Annotated in this window: 13 protein-coding genes and 2 pseudogenes; 2 read left to right on the forward strand and 13 right to left on the reverse strand. The window is 62.0% G+C overall.

What is annotated here, in order from left to right; translation table 11 throughout:
• Positions 1–2: 2 nt before the first annotated feature.
• The 4 genes from GGQ64_RS25290 to GGQ64_RS25305 form a co-directional block, all read right to left on the reverse strand.
• Complete coding sequence (locus GGQ64_RS25290; protein WP_183808089.1) at positions 3–1,106, reverse strand: zinc-binding dehydrogenase; 1,104 nt, start codon at positions 1,104–1,106, stop codon at positions 3–5.
• A gap of 52 nt (positions 1,107–1,158) precedes the next feature.
• Complete coding sequence (locus GGQ64_RS25295) at positions 1,159–2,685, reverse strand: AMP-binding protein (protein ID WP_343059576.1); 1,527 nt, start codon at positions 2,683–2,685, stop codon at positions 1,159–1,161.
• A 51-nt stretch (positions 2,686–2,736) separates the two neighbouring features.
• Positions 2,737–3,510 (reverse strand): enoyl-CoA hydratase/isomerase family protein, encoded by a 774-nt coding sequence (locus GGQ64_RS25300; protein ID WP_183808091.1) that lies wholly within the window; start codon positions 3,508–3,510, stop codon positions 2,737–2,739.
• A 131-nt stretch (positions 3,511–3,641) separates the two neighbouring features.
• On the reverse strand, positions 3,642–4,448 hold the full coding sequence (locus tag GGQ64_RS25305; RefSeq protein ID WP_425488546.1) for an IclR family transcriptional regulator: 807 nt from the start codon (positions 4,446–4,448) through the stop codon (positions 3,642–3,644).
• Between the two features lie 384 nt (positions 4,449–4,832).
• Between GGQ64_RS25305 and GGQ64_RS25310 the strand changes: the two genes are divergently transcribed.
• Both GGQ64_RS25310 and GGQ64_RS25315 read left to right on the forward strand, forming a co-directional pair.
• Positions 4,833–5,546: an acetoacetate decarboxylase family protein gene (locus GGQ64_RS25310; RefSeq protein WP_183808092.1), complete on the forward strand. Its 714-nt coding sequence runs from the start codon at positions 4,833–4,835 to the stop codon at positions 5,544–5,546.
• Between the two features lie 96 nt (positions 5,547–5,642).
• A pseudogene (locus GGQ64_RS25315) lies at positions 5,643–5,905 on the forward strand (IS30 family transposase); the annotation flags it as partial.
• 42 nt (positions 5,906–5,947) lie between these two features.
• Here GGQ64_RS25315 and GGQ64_RS25320 read toward each other — a convergent pair.
• The 9 genes and pseudogenes from GGQ64_RS25320 to GGQ64_RS28270 all read right to left on the reverse strand — a co-directional run.
• Entirely contained in the window at positions 5,948–7,762 is a 1,815-nt protein-coding gene (locus GGQ64_RS25320; RefSeq protein WP_183808093.1) for an ABC transporter ATP-binding protein, read from the reverse strand.
• The gene (locus GGQ64_RS25325) at positions 7,759–8,718 is read right to left on the reverse strand and encodes an acetamidase/formamidase family protein (protein WP_183808094.1); all 960 of its coding nucleotides are present in this window, start codon (positions 8,716–8,718) and stop codon (positions 7,759–7,761) included. The genes GGQ64_RS25320 and GGQ64_RS25325 overlap by 4 nt, the downstream gene beginning before the upstream one ends.
• A 7-nt stretch (positions 8,719–8,725) precedes the next feature.
• Positions 8,726–10,342: an ABC transporter substrate-binding protein gene (locus tag GGQ64_RS25330; RefSeq protein ID WP_183808095.1), complete on the reverse strand. Its 1,617-nt coding sequence runs from the start codon at positions 10,340–10,342 to the stop codon at positions 8,726–8,728.
• 27 nt (positions 10,343–10,369) lie between these two features.
• Positions 10,370–11,290, reverse strand: coding sequence for an ABC transporter permease (locus GGQ64_RS25335; protein ID WP_183808096.1), 921 nt, complete (start codon positions 11,288–11,290; stop codon positions 10,370–10,372).
• Complete coding sequence (locus GGQ64_RS25340; protein WP_183808097.1) at positions 11,290–12,189, reverse strand: ABC transporter permease; 900 nt, start codon at positions 12,187–12,189, stop codon at positions 11,290–11,292. Before GGQ64_RS25340 ends, GGQ64_RS25335 begins: the two co-directional genes overlap by 1 nt.
• Positions 12,164–12,775, reverse strand: coding sequence for an ANTAR domain-containing response regulator (locus tag GGQ64_RS25345; RefSeq protein WP_183808098.1), 612 nt, complete (start codon positions 12,773–12,775; stop codon positions 12,164–12,166). Before GGQ64_RS25345 ends, GGQ64_RS25340 begins: the two co-directional genes overlap by 26 nt.
• On the reverse strand, positions 12,772–13,848 hold the full coding sequence (locus tag GGQ64_RS25350) for a transporter substrate-binding protein (RefSeq protein WP_183808099.1): 1,077 nt from the start codon (positions 13,846–13,848) through the stop codon (positions 12,772–12,774). Before GGQ64_RS25350 ends, GGQ64_RS25345 begins: the two co-directional genes overlap by 4 nt.
• Positions 13,849–14,084: 236 nt before the next feature.
• The gene (locus GGQ64_RS25355) at positions 14,085–14,798 is read right to left on the reverse strand and encodes a LysR substrate-binding domain-containing protein (protein WP_343059580.1); all 714 of its coding nucleotides are present in this window, start codon (positions 14,796–14,798) and stop codon (positions 14,085–14,087) included.
• 12 nt (positions 14,799–14,810) lie between these two features.
• A pseudogene (locus tag GGQ64_RS28270) lies at positions 14,811–14,993 on the reverse strand (LysR family transcriptional regulator); the annotation flags it as partial.
• Positions 14,994–15,058 lie beyond the last annotated feature (65 nt).

Consider the following 15,058-nt stretch of genomic DNA (forward strand, 5'->3'; position numbering starts at 1 on the left):
GGTCAGCGGTCGAAGCACACGAGCGTGCGGGCAAGAACGCCCTGCTCCAGCCAGCGGAAGGCCTCATTGATCTGCTCCAGCGGCACGCGCGCGCCGACCTGGCGGTCGAGATCGAAACGGCCGGCCCGGTAGAGGCCGAGGATGCGTTCGAAATCACGCTCCGGAACTCCGCCGCCATAGTTGCTGCCGATGATGCGTCTCTGGGTATTCGGCAAGGTTGAGGCCGGCAGCGAGACCATCTCGCCCTTGGCGGCGATGCCCACGGAAATCACTGAACCGCCGAGCCGGACGCTGTCATAGGCAAGTGCAATTGCCGCGGGCCGCCCGGTGCAGTCGATGATGCTGTCGGGTCCGCGGCCGCGGCTCAGCGCCTTCAGTTCCGCGGTGACATCCTGCGTTGCGGAGTTCAGGAAGTGCGTCGCGCCGAACGAACGGGCGACCGCCTCCTTTTCCGGATTGATATCGATGGCGACGACCGCTTCCGCCCCGGCGACCGACGCCGCGTGGATGGCATTGATGCCGACACCACCGACACCGATGACGCCGACGATCTCGCCGGGCTCGACGCGCGCATCGTTCACCACCGCCCCGAAACCCGTCGTCACGGCGCAACCGACAAGGGCCGCGACCTCGAAGGGAATGTCGTGCTCGATCCTGGAGCAGCCCGCTTCCGGCACGACCGCGAGCTCTGCAAAGCTCGAAACGCAGGTGAAGTGATTGACCGGCTTCTTCGCACTGCCAAGCCGGAGGGCACCGTTCCAGAGCGTGTTGCCGCCTGCAGCGTCACCATAGGTGTCGCACATGGTCGGCAGTCGCTTGTGGCAATAGAAGCATTCGCCGCAATTGGGCGCCCAGGAAAGGATGACGTGGTCACCCTTTTTCACCTTGGAAACCGCCGAACCGGTACGCTCGACAATGCCGGCCGCTTCATGGCCGAGAATGACGGGCAGCTTGGGGCGCGACTTGCCCTTTGCGGCGCTGAGATCGCTGTGGCAGACGCCGGTCGCGATGATACGCACCAGCACCTCGCGATCGCCGGGATCAGCGATCGGCACATCCTCGATGACGAGGTCTTCGTTGAACGTGTAGAGAACGGCGGCCTTCATTCTGACTGTCTCCCCTTGGGGTATGCGGTTATGTGCGTATCTGTACCGGACCTCATCGGCCGGTGCGTTGCTGCCTGTCCCAGCTGCCTTCGACGGATGCAGGCAGGCGGTGCTTCATGATGCGTTGGCTCGGCGTACGCTCGAAATCCTCGACCACGGCGAGGTAGCGCGGGTTCTGGAACGGCGCCAGACGATGGGCAAGCCAGTCGGAAAAGGCCAGGTAGTCGATCGCGGCCCCTTCCTTCGGCTTGATGAACAGCTTGATCTCCTGTTCGCCGATCTCGGCCTTGACGCCGATCAGCGCGCAGTCCTCGACCATCGGATGGCTGCCTGCGACATGCTCCACCTCGAAGGCCGAGACGTTCTCGCCCTTCACCCGAACGCTGTCGGTCAGGCGGCCGAGGAAATAGAGGTTGCCGTCCGCATCGATCATGCCGAGGTCGCCGGTGTGGAAACCGTCCGGCCGCAGCGCCTTGGCGGTCGCCTCCTCATTGCGGAAATAGCCGGCGAAGACCGCGCCCGCCTGACGCGGATGGACGACGATCTCGCCATGCACACCCGCCGCCACGGGCGCACCTTGTTCGTCGAGAATCTCGACGGAAAGCCACGGCACGGGGGTACCAACCGAACCGACTAGGCCAGCCGCGTTGAACGTGGTGATGCTGGACGATTCCGTCATCCCGTAGCATTCGCGAAGCGGTGTGCCGAAGCGCTCCTCAAAGGCGCGCCAGATATCGCGCGGACAGCCACCGCCCCAGGCGACGCGTACCTTGTGGTCACGGTCGCGCGCTCTCTCGGGTTGCTTGAGGAGTATCTGCAACACGCCGCCGAGATAGTGGATCTGCGTCGCGCCGCAGTCACGCACCTGATCCCAGAATCGGCTGGCGCTGAAGCGCTGCACCATGGAAAGCCTGGCATCGCGCAACAGCGGGATCGGGATCAGCTGCGCACCGCCGATATGATAAAGCGGCTCCCAGACGAAGAAGACATCGCCATCACGCGCATCCGAGCAAAGCATCGCGCCCTCCGCCGCATAGCGCAGCATGCGATGGGTGACGCGCACCCCCTTCGGCCGGCCGGTCGTGCCGGACGTATAGTTCAACGCGAAGAGGTCATCGGCCGACGGCAGCGGCTCGGCGAAGACGTGATCGCCGCTGGCGAGCCGGTCGAGCGATTCCGCATCATCTGCCTCCGCGACAAGCCGGAACACCGTGGTGTCGGCACCGCACTCCGCGATATTCGGAAAGAGATCGCGATCGGCGAAGACGACACGTGGATCGCAATGTTCCAGGATGTACTTCAACCCGTCGCCACGCAGCTGTACATTGACCGGCACCCAGACGGCGCCGCACTTGGCGATGGCGAACAGCACGGCAAGGCTGTCGCGACTGTTGCGCAGCATCAGCGCGACGCGATCGCCCTTCTCGACGCCGAGACGACGAAGTGCGACCGCAACACTGTCCGACTTGCGGTGCAGATCGGCAAAGGTGATCGGATCGCCGTCGAACGTCGCATAGATGGCATCGGGTGAGGCCATGGCCCGGGCCGGCAGGCGAGAAATGAAACCTTGGTCTTTCACGCTACAGTCCTGAAAAGTCATTGATCTTGAAAAGCGGGTTGATGGTGCGGCTCAGCCGGACTTCGCCTTTGATTTGGCGGCGAGGAACTGCTCCATCATGCGGTTGGGCTCGCCGTCGCCATAGGCGATGCGCTGGTTGCGCACGCCAGCCGCAAGCGCATCGCGGAAACGGGCCTCGGTGACTTCGCGGAAGCGCTGCTTGTTGAGCTTCATGGCAAGCCGCGGCTTGGCGGCAAGCTGTTCGCCGAGCGCCAATGATGCCTCCAGCACCTCCTCGCGCGGGACGATCCGGTTGATGAGACCGATGGCGACACATTCCGCCGCATCCATCATGCGGCCGCTGAGGGTCAGGTCAGTGGTGCGCGCAAGCCCGATCATCTCCATCATGATCCAAGGGCCGGTCGTGCTGGCGATGCCGGAATTGATCTCCGGCTGCCCCATCTTCACGCCGTCATGGCCGATGCGGAAATCGCCGAGCAGAGTCACCTGGAAGGCCGAGCCTGCAGCCAGGCCGTTTAGCGCCATGATCAACGGCTTAGAGAGGCTGCGGATACGATCGTAGAGCCGTTCCCACTCGCCGATCCAGAGTTCGGCGCGGTCGGGGTCGAAGGTCTTGGTCTCGTTGAGATCCTGCCCTGCACCAAAGGCGCGTTCGCCTGCGCCTGTCATGATGATCGCGCCGGCGGCAGCGTCCTCTTCGGCCGACTCCAACGCAGCCATGAGATCAAGGCGCATCGGGGAATGCCAGGCATTGAGAACCTCGGGGCGGTTCAGCGTAATCACGCGGCAGGAGCCGCGCTGCTCTGTCAGAATGAAATTTGTCATGCGATCCATCGTATCGTATTGTGATACACCGTATCGTATTTCGATACATTAAATTGTCAATGGCATTTTTCACGACACAAAAACCTTCGCCGGCAGGCCGGCGGAGGCTCACAAATCGTCCTTTGAAACCGTCAGAAGGTGGAGGCGGCCTGCGAGATCGAGCGCGTGGCAGCGACGACGAGAGGCGCGAATGTCTCTTCCGCCTTTTCAGGCGTGTAACGCGCATTGGAAACACCAATATTGACCGCCGCGACGGGACGTCCGGTCTGATCGAGCACCGCGGCAGCGACCGAGAGATCGCCCGGAAAGAATTCGCCCCAGGTTGTGGCATAGCCGTCACCGCGTGCGGCATCGAGCCGTTCGACCAGCCCCTCGACCGTATGCACCGTCTGCGGCGTGAAGGCCTGCAAGGGCGACCGCTCGATAAGCGACAGGGCTTCCGCAGCCGGCAGTCGGGAAAGGATCGCCCGGCCCGGCGCCGTGCAGAAGGCGGGCATTCGCGTGCCGACGACGACATCGGTATTGAGCATATGCCGGCTCATGAAACGGGCGGCGAAGACGATCTCCGTGCCGTCGGGCAGCGTCAGGTTAACGGCCTCCTCCGTCTCGCGGCTTAGATGGAGGAGATAGGGCATCGCCTGGTTGACCAGCGGGTTGGCGGTGATGAAATGGCGCGCCATTTCGAGGCTGCGCAGGCTGAGCTCGAACCGTTTGGTCACCGGGTCCTTTTGAAGGTAACCCAGTCTGTTCAGCGTATGGGTAAAGCGTTGCGCGGCGCTCTTGTCGAGGCCGACATTCGCACCGATCTGCGCAAGGCTGAGGCTCCTGTTGGTGCCGTCGAAAGCTTCCAGCACCCGAAACGCTTTTTCCACCGATCGCACCATCAGCGGATCGGCATCATCGGCACTTTTCGGGTCATCAGAGGACAAGTTCGTCACCATGGCAATTGCTTCGCCGCGCCACGCAGGCGCCGTTACGGAACGTGTCTCGTTTAGCCCGGCCTCCCGATATCGGCAAGCCCGCCAGATTTCGCACGTCCGCCGGGTAGGTCAAGCGGGGTCCTTGAACAGCCGTTTGGACACCCAGTCGGAATTGTATACGACGTGCTGGCGCATCAGGACCGGGGCGATGGTGACGGAAGACAAATTCCAATGATTCTTACGATCCTGCCAATGGAAAAAATATTTACACGATCCGGCAACGCGCCACCCGCCGCAAGCACTTGACGCGTTCGGAATCATCGGTAAACAAATTCACGAGAATGAATTATTTATGAGTATTTTTCATTTCCGTCGACCCCTCTCATAAGGCCCAAGGCATCTATGACCCGCATTCCGCTCCACAATGCCAACAACATGCCCCTCCAGGCGCCGCTGATCTCGGATCCCTTCGTGCCCTATGAATGCCCGGGCAACCGCAGCCTCAACGCCATCTGCCAGGGCGATCCCGCGGTACTCGGCCAATATCTGGAGAACACGCCGTTCACGCTCGCCGGGGACCGGTTCCTGGTCTACGTCTCGGACTTCACCAACGGCCCCAAGACGCCCTTCATGGATGCAGGCATCGTCATCCCCGTGCGTTTCGGCGACCGCGAAGGCGGATACTTTCTGTTCGAGTACGAGGATAACGACGCGGCCATCGCCGCCGGCCGCGATCTCTGGGGCTACCCGAAAAAATTCGGCACGATCGAACTGACCGAGCGCGCGGGCGGCGCCTTCGACGGCACGCAAGCCGAGCCGCTGAAGACAACGCCGCATCTCAACATCCACATCCAGCCGGCACCCGACGGAAAGATCCTCAACAAGCGGGTGATCGCCCGCGACACTTCGCCGGATTTTCAGATGACCTCCTGCCACTGGGGCTCGGCCGCGGTCTCGCTCGGCGCACTCGCGACCGACCCGCTCTCGCCGCTCGGTCCGTTACAGGTTCTCGCCGCCAACTACGTGATCGGCGATTTCTTCGCCACCGAACAGAATGGCTGGGGCAAAACCATCGCAGACCTGGTCACGAATGGCATTCCGGTGGGAGACGCGTGATATGACCGAAGTCGCAACCAACGGCGACCAGGCGGATTTAGTTTGAAGTGCGACTTGCGATAGATAACAATGGTTTACCAGTTGCAAGGAACGGTCATAAAGCGCACCTACTCCCAGATCGATATGGATGCACGCCGCAAGATCGTTCGTTGGCGAATGGCCAACATCGGTGTTGAGGTGATTGCCGTGAAGCTCGGACGGTATCGCTCGATTTTCCGCGAGCTCAGACGGAATACGTTCGAGGATCAGCAGATGCGGGATCTCAACGGCTACTACGGTGTAACGGCGAATTCGACGGCATGTGAGCGATGTGCCAAGCTGCGTAAGCTTGCGCGTTCTCGCACCTGCGTCAGTCGATTCGACGATCAACCGAAGCGCAGTCGCATGGAGGCTGGCGGAGTTCAGCCGCCGATGGTCGAAATTTTTCCCTCGTCATTGTCCAGAGCATAATGCCCGACGAGATGGCCATCGCCGATGTCCATCAGCTTCACGCGTTTGGGCCTTTCCCCGATCTTCCACACCGGGCTCGGGATCTCGCCCGCCATGCGCAGGCCGGTCGCCCTTTCGCGACGCGGGTCCGGAACCGGAACCGCTTCCAACAGGCGCCTGGTATAGGGATGTTGAGGATTACCGAAAAGCTGCTCGCGCGTTGCCATCTCCACGATCTGGCCGAGATACATGACGGCGACGCGGTCGGAAATGTTCTCCACCACAGCCATGTCGTGACTGATGAAGAGGTAGGTTACCCCGCTTTCCTTCTGCAGGTCGCGCAAGAGGTCGAGGACCTTGGCCTGGATCGACACGTCCAATGCCGCAACGCTTTCGTCGCAGACGATCAGCTTCGGTTTCAGTGCCAGCGCGCGGGCTATGCAGATGCGTTGACGCTGGCCGCCTGAAAACTGGTGAGGATAGCGATTGTAGACGCTGGGCGACATCTCGACGCGATCAAGCAATTCGCGCACGCGCGCCTTCTGTTCGGCCGGCGTGCCGATCCCGTGGATAACCAGCGGTTCGCGGATGAGCTCGCCGACGGTCATGCGCGCATCGAGCGCCGCCATGGGGTCCTGGAAAACGATCTGGAGATCGCGGCGGATCGCCTTGCGGCCGGCGGAGTCGAGATCACCCATGGCCTGGCCGTTGATCTCGATGCGACCTGCATGGGGCACGAGCCCGACCAGCGCTTTCGCCATTGTCGACTTGCCGCAGCCGGACTCTCCGACCAGCGACAGCGTCTCACCTCGAAAGATCTCGAGCGAGACATGCTCGACCGCATGGACGCGGGCCGCAACGCGGCCAAGGAGACCCTTGCGGATCGGGAAATTCACCGACACATCATCATAGCGCACGAGCACGTCGCGGGTTTCCGGCTCGGGCCGCGATGCCCCGGCACCGATCCGTGGTACGGCGGCGAGCAGGTCGCGCGTGTATTGCTCTTGCGGGGCATCGAACAGGTCGACCGTGTTGGCGGCCTCAACCATCTTGCCCTTGCGCATGACGATGACGCGGTCGGCCATCTCCGCCACCACGCCCATGTCATGGGTGATGAGGATGACGGCGGTGCCGAGTTCCTCCTGCAGGTCCCGCAACAGGTCGAGAACTTCACGCTGAACCGTCACGTCGAGCGCCGTCGTCGGTTCGTCGGCGATAAGGACGGCGGGGCGCAGCGCAATCGCCATGGCGATCATCACGCGCTGGCGCATGCCGCCAGAAAGTTCGTGCGGATATTGCTCAAGTCGCTTTTCGGGCTGGGAGAGGCGAACGGCCCTGATCGACTCGAGCGCGCGGCCTCTGGCCTGCGACACCGACAGAGATTCGTGCGCGCGGATCGCCTCGATCAACTGGCGGCCGATACTCATGACCGGATTGAGCGCGGTCATCGGCTCCTGGAAGATCATGGCGATGCGCGCGCCGCGCATCGCCTGCATTTTTTTCTCGGGCAGGGTCGTCAGTTCTGTTTCGCCGAAGCGGATGGAGCCACCCGTCACCCGCACGGCGGGTGCGGGCAAGAGCCCCATACAGGCCAGCGACGTGATCGACTTGCCCGAGCCGCTTTCTCCCGCGATCGCAAGCGTCTCGCCTCGATGAAGGTCAAAGCTGAGCCCATCGACCAGCGGAATGAGCCCCTGGTCCGAGCGGGCAGAGACTTGCAGGTCGCGAACCGACAAGACGACGTCGGCTGTTGATTCGAGCACGGGAGAAAGCATGGCTGCGGTCATTCGAAGACTACCCTCGGGAAGTAGAAGCTGACCACGACGTTCGGCATGTCGACGATCTCGGAAATGCGAAGATCGCCGCAGGTCGAGACGAGCATGTAGGCGTCGACCGGATCCATCTTCTGCGTCGCTGCGAGAAGATCGACCATGTTGGCGACGGCGTCCCTGGCCGCTGCCCAAAGGTCCGGGCCGATGCCTGTCGTGACCTCATAGCCCTTGGCGTCGAGATGACGCGTGACCGGGCCAGGCGTCGTGAAGCGCGGGGTCTTCAGCGGCTGGTCCTTGACGAGGTCGAGCGTCAGCACGACATCGAACGGGCTTTCGATCGCGGTACCGCAAACCTCGCCATCGCCTTGTGCGGCGTGGGTGTCGCCGACAGAGAACAGCGCCCCGTCAACCTCAACCGGCAGATAGAGCGTCGTTCCGGCGGACAGGTCGCGAATGTCGAGATTGCCACCGACGCGCCGCGGCGGGACAACCGTATGGTGACCCTTTTCGGCCAGCGCATTGCCGATGGTGCCGGCAAAGGGCTTGAGCGGCACGCGGCCGTTCTTGCCGAACAGGGCCGGCTCCATGCTCGTCGCGTCGAACGTCCAGACATTGAGGGCCGGCTCGGTGAACTGATCGGCAAGCAGGCCGAAGCCGGGAATATTGGCCGTCCAGCCAAAGCCGGCGCCGTCGCGAAGCTGGGGCGTGAAGCTCTCGATCGTCACCTTCAGCACATCGCCCGGCTTTGCGCCATCGACATAGATCGGACCGGAGACCGGGTTGATCCTGGCAAATTCCAGCGCCATCACGTCCTCGACGGTGGATTGGGGGCCAAGCTGGCCCCCAGAACTGTCAAGGCACTGGAACAGGATCGTCTCGCCCGGTGCAGCCGTCAGCGCAGGGGCAAAGGAATTGTCCCAGCCGAAATGGTGCTGATGGGCGTGGATCGTGTGGTTGCAGTGCTTGCACATGGCTGCATCACTCCTTGATGAAGACGTAGTCGTAGTTGACCGGGATCGATACCGGATCGACATAAAGGGCGTTGTCACCGCCCATGCGGGCAGACTTCAGCGTGTAGCGCTGTTCGTTGAAGACCGGCGCCCACGGTGCGTCTTCCATCACCTTCATGTAGATTTCGGACCACTTGGCGAGACGCTCGTCAACCCTGGCCGGATCGACGATGGAATCGGCCTCGGCGGCCAGCTTGTCGAGATCTTCATTGCAGTATTTCGACCAGTTCCAGCCGCCTTCGACTGCACCGCTGCAACCCAGTATCGGGCCATAGAAGTTTGCCGGGTCCGGGAAGTCGGCGATCCACGCCATGCCGCCGGACCAGATCATCGGAGCGTTGCCGGCACCGCCAGCCTCGATCACGTTGGCCTGGGCCAGCGACTTGATCGATGCGTTGATGCCGACGGCCTTCAGGTCCTGCTGGATCGCCTGGGCGATGCGCGGGTTCGGGTCGGTATTCATGACGAACAGCTCGGTCTCGAAGCCGTCTGCATAGCCAGCCTCGGCAAGCAGCTTCTTTGCGCCTTCCTGATCAAACTTGTAGCCGTCGTAACCCTTGGTATAGCCCGGCATGGAGGGCGGAAGCGGCTGGGTGGCAGGAACCGCGCGGCCGTTGATGACCTGAACGATGCGATCCTTGTTGATCGCCATGTTGACGGCACGGCGCACCTCGACCTTGTCGAACGGTGCCTTTGTGACGTTCATGGTGACATAGCCGGTGTGCAACTGGCCGCCTTCGACCACGAGGCTTTTCTGCGCCTCGTCCTTCATCACATCGACGAACTTGGCCGGCGGAATGCCGTCGCCCGGAATGTCGACTTCGCCGTTCTGGGCCCGCAGTAGCGCGACGACCGGTTCCTGGCCGACTTCAACCGTGAAGCTGTCGAGATAGGGAACACCCGAGATCCAGTAATCGGCGTTCTTCTCGAACACGAGGCGCTGGCCGAGCGTCCATTCGGTGAGCTTGAATGCACCGGTGCCGACTGGCTTCTTGCCAAAGTCTGCGCCAGCTTCCTCGACCGCTTCCTTTGGCACGACAGACGAGAAGTTCAGCGCCATGACGTGGAGGAACGTTGCATCGGGACGCGAAAGCTTGAAGACGACGGTGCTCGCGTCGGGGGCAGAGACACCCGCAACGGTCGCGGCCTTGCCTGCTGCGGCTGCGTCATAGCCGTCGATCATGGAGAAGAAGCCCTGGCCCGGCGACTGGGTGGCGGGATTGATGACGCGGTTGATCGAATAGACGACGTCGTCGGCGACAAGCTCGCGGCCGTTGTGGAACTTGACGCCCGGGCGCAGCTTGAAGGTGTAGGTCAGGCCATCCTCGGAAATTTCATAGCTCTGGGCGAGGCCCGGACGCAGATTGGTCGTGCCGGGCTCGTAGTCCATCAGGCCGTCGAAGACCGACTTGATCATCGACCAGTTCTGCCAGTCATAGCCGATGGCAGGATCGAGCGTCGCGACGTCGTCCTTGTAGGTAACGACCATGTTGCCGCCGCGTTTCGGCTCCTGGGCCTGAGCCGGGGCAAAGGCCGGCAGGGCCATGAGGGTTGCCAGCGCAGTTGAAAGGATAAGCTTCTTCATAGGCCTTACTCCTGTGGGTTGACGGTTTCAGCGCAGTTTGATGCGCGGATCGATGAGCGGCGAAATCAGGTCCGCGATCAGGTTGCCGATGACGATGCCGCAGGCTGAGACGAGCGTGACGCCCATGATGATCGGGATGTCGACGCGTTGGATCGCTTGCCAGGCCAATTGGCCGATGCCTGGCCAGCCAAAGACGCTCTCGACAACGACAATGCCGGACATGAACAGGCCGATATCGATCCCGATCATGGCGATGATCGGCAGGATCGCGTTGGGCAGTGCGTGGCCGAGGATGACCTTGCTGCGACCGAGGCCCTTGGCGCGCGCGGTGCGGATGAAATCGGCGCGCAGCACATCGACCATCGAGGATCGCATGATGCGCGAGTACCAGCCCGAACCGAGAATGCCGAGTGTCACGGCCGGCAGCACAAGGTGGGCGAACGTGCCGTAGCCGCCAATCGGAAACCAGCCAAGCTTCACCGCAAAGACGAAGAGCAGCAGCAGGGCGACAACGAATTGCGGCGAGGAGACCGTGAGGAAGCTGGTCAGCATCAGGCCGTTGTCGATCGCCTTGCCGCGGTTGAGCGCCGCAATGATGCCGAGCGGCAGGCCGATCAGAAGTTCGCAGCCAATCGCCGCCACCAGCAGCAGCAAGGTTGCCGGCAGGCGCGAGAACAGGAGTTCGGCGACTTCGGTCTTCTGCAGATACGAGCGTCCGAAATCGCCCTGAACAAGGTTCCACAGATAGTTGCCGTATTGGACGAGGAACGGCTGGTCGAGGCCAAGCTGCTGGCGGATGCTTTCAACCGTCGCAGCCGTGGCCGAACGGCCGGCGATCTGACGCACTGGGTCTGCCGGCAGCACGTAGAGCAGGACGAAGGTGATGAACGAGACGCCGAGCAGGATAAGCGCCGACTGAACGAGGCGTCTCAGGATATAGGTCGCCATCAGTCACGCCCCTGTTGTGTCGGATCGAGGATGTCGCGCAGCGCGTCGCCGACGAGGTTGAAGGCGAGTGCAAGCAGCAGGATCGCCGCGCCGGGAATGAAGACGAGCCATGGGGCCGACTGGAAGTAGGTCTGGTTCTCGAAAATGATGTTGCCCCAGGATGGCATCGGCGGCTGAACGCCGATGCCGAGGAAGGACAGGGTCGCCTCCAGCAGCACGGTGGTCGAAATGCCGAGCGTGCCCCAGACGATCAGGGTCGGAATGAGATGGGGCAGGATGTGCTTGAAGAGAATGCGGCCGTGACCGGCGCCGAGCGTCCTTTCCGCGGCGATATAGTCACGCTCCGCCAATGACGAGGCTTGCGTGAAGATCACCCGGGCCGTCTGTACCCAGTTCACGAAGGCAATCACCATGGCGACGATCCAGAGCGACGGGGAAAAGATCGCTGCAAGGCAGATCGCCAGCAGCAGTGCCGGAAACGCCATCATCAGATCGGTGAAGCGCATGAGCACTGCGCCGATCACCCCGCGAAAATACCCCGCGGTGACGCCCACCAGCGTACCGATCAGCAAAGCGACTCCATTGGCAACGAGGCCGATCACCAGCGAGGTCTGCGCGCCGTAGAGAATGCGCGAAAACAGGTCGCGGCCGAGAAGATCCGTGCCGAACCAGAATGCTTCGTTGGGCGGCAGCGGCGCGCCTTCGATGGTGAGGCCGTCGAAGAACTGTTCGTAGGGATCGAACGGCGCGAGCCATCTGGCGAACATCGCGCCGCCGACGCAGATGACGATGATCAGCAATCCCAGAAGCGCAAGCTTGCGCCGAGCCAATTGGCGCAGCACGGAAGGCCCGCTCTCCGGCACGACCAGGGGTTCAGGCGGGATCGATGCGTCTGCCATCGTCAAGGCCCTTCTCGTTCGAATAATTTGCCACGAGCCGCTCCGCGGCAATTTCGATCGTCACGCGCCAAGCCATCGCAGTCTGACGCAGAAGGTCATAGGCCTCAGCCTCGGTCTTGCCCTTCATCACGAAGATCATCACGGCGCGCACGATCGTTTGGCGCGCCGAGAGGCGGCTTTGCAGGTCGGCAATCAGGGCCCCGGAGGCATTGGCCCGATCGAAATTGCTGCGCGCGACGAGAAGAGCCGCGTAGACGCCCTTGTCGCTCATCGGTTTGAGGAGCTGCGCGTGAGCGCCCATTTCCATGGCCCACCTCAAGCGGCCCGGCGCTTCCGAGCCGATCAACGCGATCATCGGCATCGGTGATTGGCCGGGTGCCCAGGGAAACTGCTCGTCGTGCCCCGTGTCGGCATCGTAAAAGATGAAGTCGGCTGCAATCGCCTCGGAGGGGAGTTCCGGCCATGCCTCGCGCACGTCCAGTCCGATGACGCCAAGCTGGCGAACGAGACCCTGTACTGACGGGTGTGGCCTGTGCAGGATCCAGGCCTTGGCGCCGCCCAGGTTTTCCGTCCTGATGCGCGTCATGACACGACCTTCAGCCGGGAACCCGTATGCACGGGCTGCGAACGTTGCGTCAGGTACGGATCGGCCCGCGTCACCGGCAGCCGCTTGATCTCGTTGAACCGCCCGCTCTCGAGCCGCGCAATGATGGCAGGCTGACGCGCGTGAAGGTGTACAGGATCGAGCCGCGTCGCACGGCCACTACGGAGCGCTGTATGTAGCAGCTCCGCCAAAGGGAGCTCTTCTGCCCCGGGGCGGCCATGAAGCAGCTGAGCCAGTTCATGCACGGACTGGCGCGCCATCTCGTGAAACGATCCGCCGGAACCACCGTCTGGCTCAAACCAGGGGCCGGCCGAGACCAGCCCTTCGGCCGCTTCGCCGGCCGCGTCGATCTCGCATTCTGTGAAGTTGCACGACAACACGGCCACGTCATCGGCGAATTCTGTCTCCCGCTTCAACTCGGTCAGCCGCGCGAGAAACGCATAGGAGCTGTCTCCGACAAGCGAGTTCAGTATGAAGCTCGGCTTTAGCGTCCGGATGTCATGGATAATGTGGTCGAGTTCGGTATCGCCCATCGGCAGATAGCGATCGCCGAGGATCTGCCCCTCCGCCACCGCGATCTTCTCGCGCGCGATTTGAGCCATTTCCCATCCCCAGATGTAATTAGAGCCGACGAGGTAGGCACGGGTACCAAGCGTGGGCAGCGCCCAGTCCAGAAGCGGCAGCAGATGCTGGTTCGGGCATGCGTGCATGTAGGCGACCCGCTCGGACGCCTCGAAGCCCTCGTAGGGCACGGGATACCACAGAATTCCGTCAAACCGCTCGAGTTCAGGAATGACCTCCTTGCGGCTCGCAGATGTGATGCAGCCGAAGATATGGCGTGCCCCGGAATCACGCAGGATTTCACGGCAAAGCGGCGCATATCGATCGAGTCGTCCCTCCGGGTCGCGCTCGTTGACGCGGAAGGAAACGTCGAGGCTCGGATCGGCGTTCACCTCCTCCACGCCACGGAACACACCGTCGCGACTGGCGCGGGACAATGCGGCATACATGCCACTACGTGAAAGAAGTACGCCTATGCCTACGGTACGCTTCATCGAAATTCCAATGCAAAAAGCCCCGACGATGCGCGTCGTAAAACGCGATCGGAACGGGGCCCAAGTGCCAGCTATTTATTTCAATCTAGCGTCGGAAACAGCAGATTGGAAGTTTAAAAAACGCAACAAACAGGCAAAATTGCACAATTGACTCTCACGCGCCTCATGTCGCATAAAATTTATGCATGTGCTGTTGTTTATCCCATGGCCCGAGCAAGGGGCGCCTCAAGGGCTGACTAGGCAATCTGCAGCTCAGCAGAAAGCAATTCCAACATGGCGTCCACCTTGGGCAGCAATTGCCGCCCTACGGGCCAAACCAGGTTTAGCGGGAGACCTTGAGTTGCCAATTCCGGCAGAACTTGCACCAACTGACCCTGCGCAATCTCTTCGCAAACCAACCATGTTGCCAATTGTGCAATGCCGTATCCTGCTTTGACCGCGGCCACCTGAGCCTCACCGTTGCCAACGGTGATGCGGCCTTCCATCGTCCGCCGTTCGGTCGTGCCGGGTCCATGCGTGATCAGCCATGGGCTGGTTGTGCCATCGGCCCTGCCATACAGCACGGCATCGTATTGAACCAGTTCGACTGAAGATGCCGGCGTTCCCAGCTTGGTCAGGTAGTCAGGGGAGGCACAGAAGATTAGGCGTTCGCTACCGAGGTAGCGATGGCCCACGGACCCGGGCCAATGATCCGCGCCGCCGATGCGAATCGCCACATCGATACCCTCGTCGAGCAGATCCACGAAACGGTCCGTGAAGGAAACGTGGGGTCGCAAGTGCGGGTGCTGCTGCGCGAAGCGCAGCATCAGCGGCCAGACACGTAGTCGGCCGAACGTCGCGGGCGCATCCATCCGCAAGCGGCCTATTGGCTCGCTGCGCTGCGCAGCGAGTACCGCTTCGGCTTCTTCCAATTCCGACAGCACACGTACGCAAGTGCGGTAGAACGCCACTCCCGCGTCCGTTAAGGCAAGGCGTCGCGTCGTGCGTTCGAAGAGTCGGGTGCGGAGCCGGTCCTCGAGACGCCCCACACTCTTGCTGACCGCGGAACTAGTTAGGTTCAGTCGCTCCGCCGCCGCAGTGAAGCTTCCCGCGTCAGCCGTTGCCACAAAGTTTTCGATGCCCTTGAGTCGCTCCGATGGAAACATGCTTCCTCACATTGCGGATCATAGTTCCGCAATTGGATGAAAATATATCCGAGATAAGAATTTAG

The sequence above is a fragment of the Mycoplana azooxidifex genome (genome assembly GCF_014196765.1).
GTDB lineage: Bacteria > Pseudomonadota > Alphaproteobacteria > Rhizobiales > Rhizobiaceae > Mycoplana > Mycoplana azooxidifex.

Coding starts and splice junctions, on each gene's coding strand:
- GGQ64_RS25345 (WP_183808098.1), bottom strand. CDS start 12,775: ATGACGCGCATCAGGACGGAAAACCTGGGCGGCGCCAAGGCCTGGATC.
- GGQ64_RS25335 (WP_183808096.1), bottom strand. CDS start 11,290: ATGGCGACCTATATCCTGAGACGCCTCGTTCAGTCGGCGCTTATCCTG.
- GGQ64_RS25320 (WP_183808093.1), bottom strand. CDS start 7,762: ATGACCGCAGCCATGCTTTCTCCCGTGCTCGAATCAACAGCCGACGTC.
- GGQ64_RS25310 (WP_183808092.1), top strand. CDS start 4,833: ATGACCCGCATTCCGCTCCACAATGCCAACAACATGCCCCTCCAGGCG.
- GGQ64_RS25300 (WP_183808091.1), bottom strand. CDS start 3,510: ATGACAAATTTCATTCTGACAGAGCAGCGCGGCTCCTGCCGCGTGATT.
- GGQ64_RS25330 (WP_183808095.1), bottom strand. CDS start 10,342: ATGAAGAAGCTTATCCTTTCAACTGCGCTGGCAACCCTCATGGCCCTG.
- GGQ64_RS25340 (WP_183808097.1), bottom strand. CDS start 12,189: ATGGCAGACGCATCGATCCCGCCTGAACCCCTGGTCGTGCCGGAGAGC.
- GGQ64_RS25290 (WP_183808089.1), bottom strand. CDS start 1,106: ATGAAGGCCGCCGTTCTCTACACGTTCAACGAAGACCTCGTCATCGAG.
- GGQ64_RS25325 (WP_183808094.1), bottom strand. CDS start 8,718: ATGTGCAAGCACTGCAACCACACGATCCACGCCCATCAGCACCATTTC.
- GGQ64_RS25350 (WP_183808099.1), bottom strand. CDS start 13,848: ATGAAGCGTACCGTAGGCATAGGCGTACTTCTTTCACGTAGTGGCATG.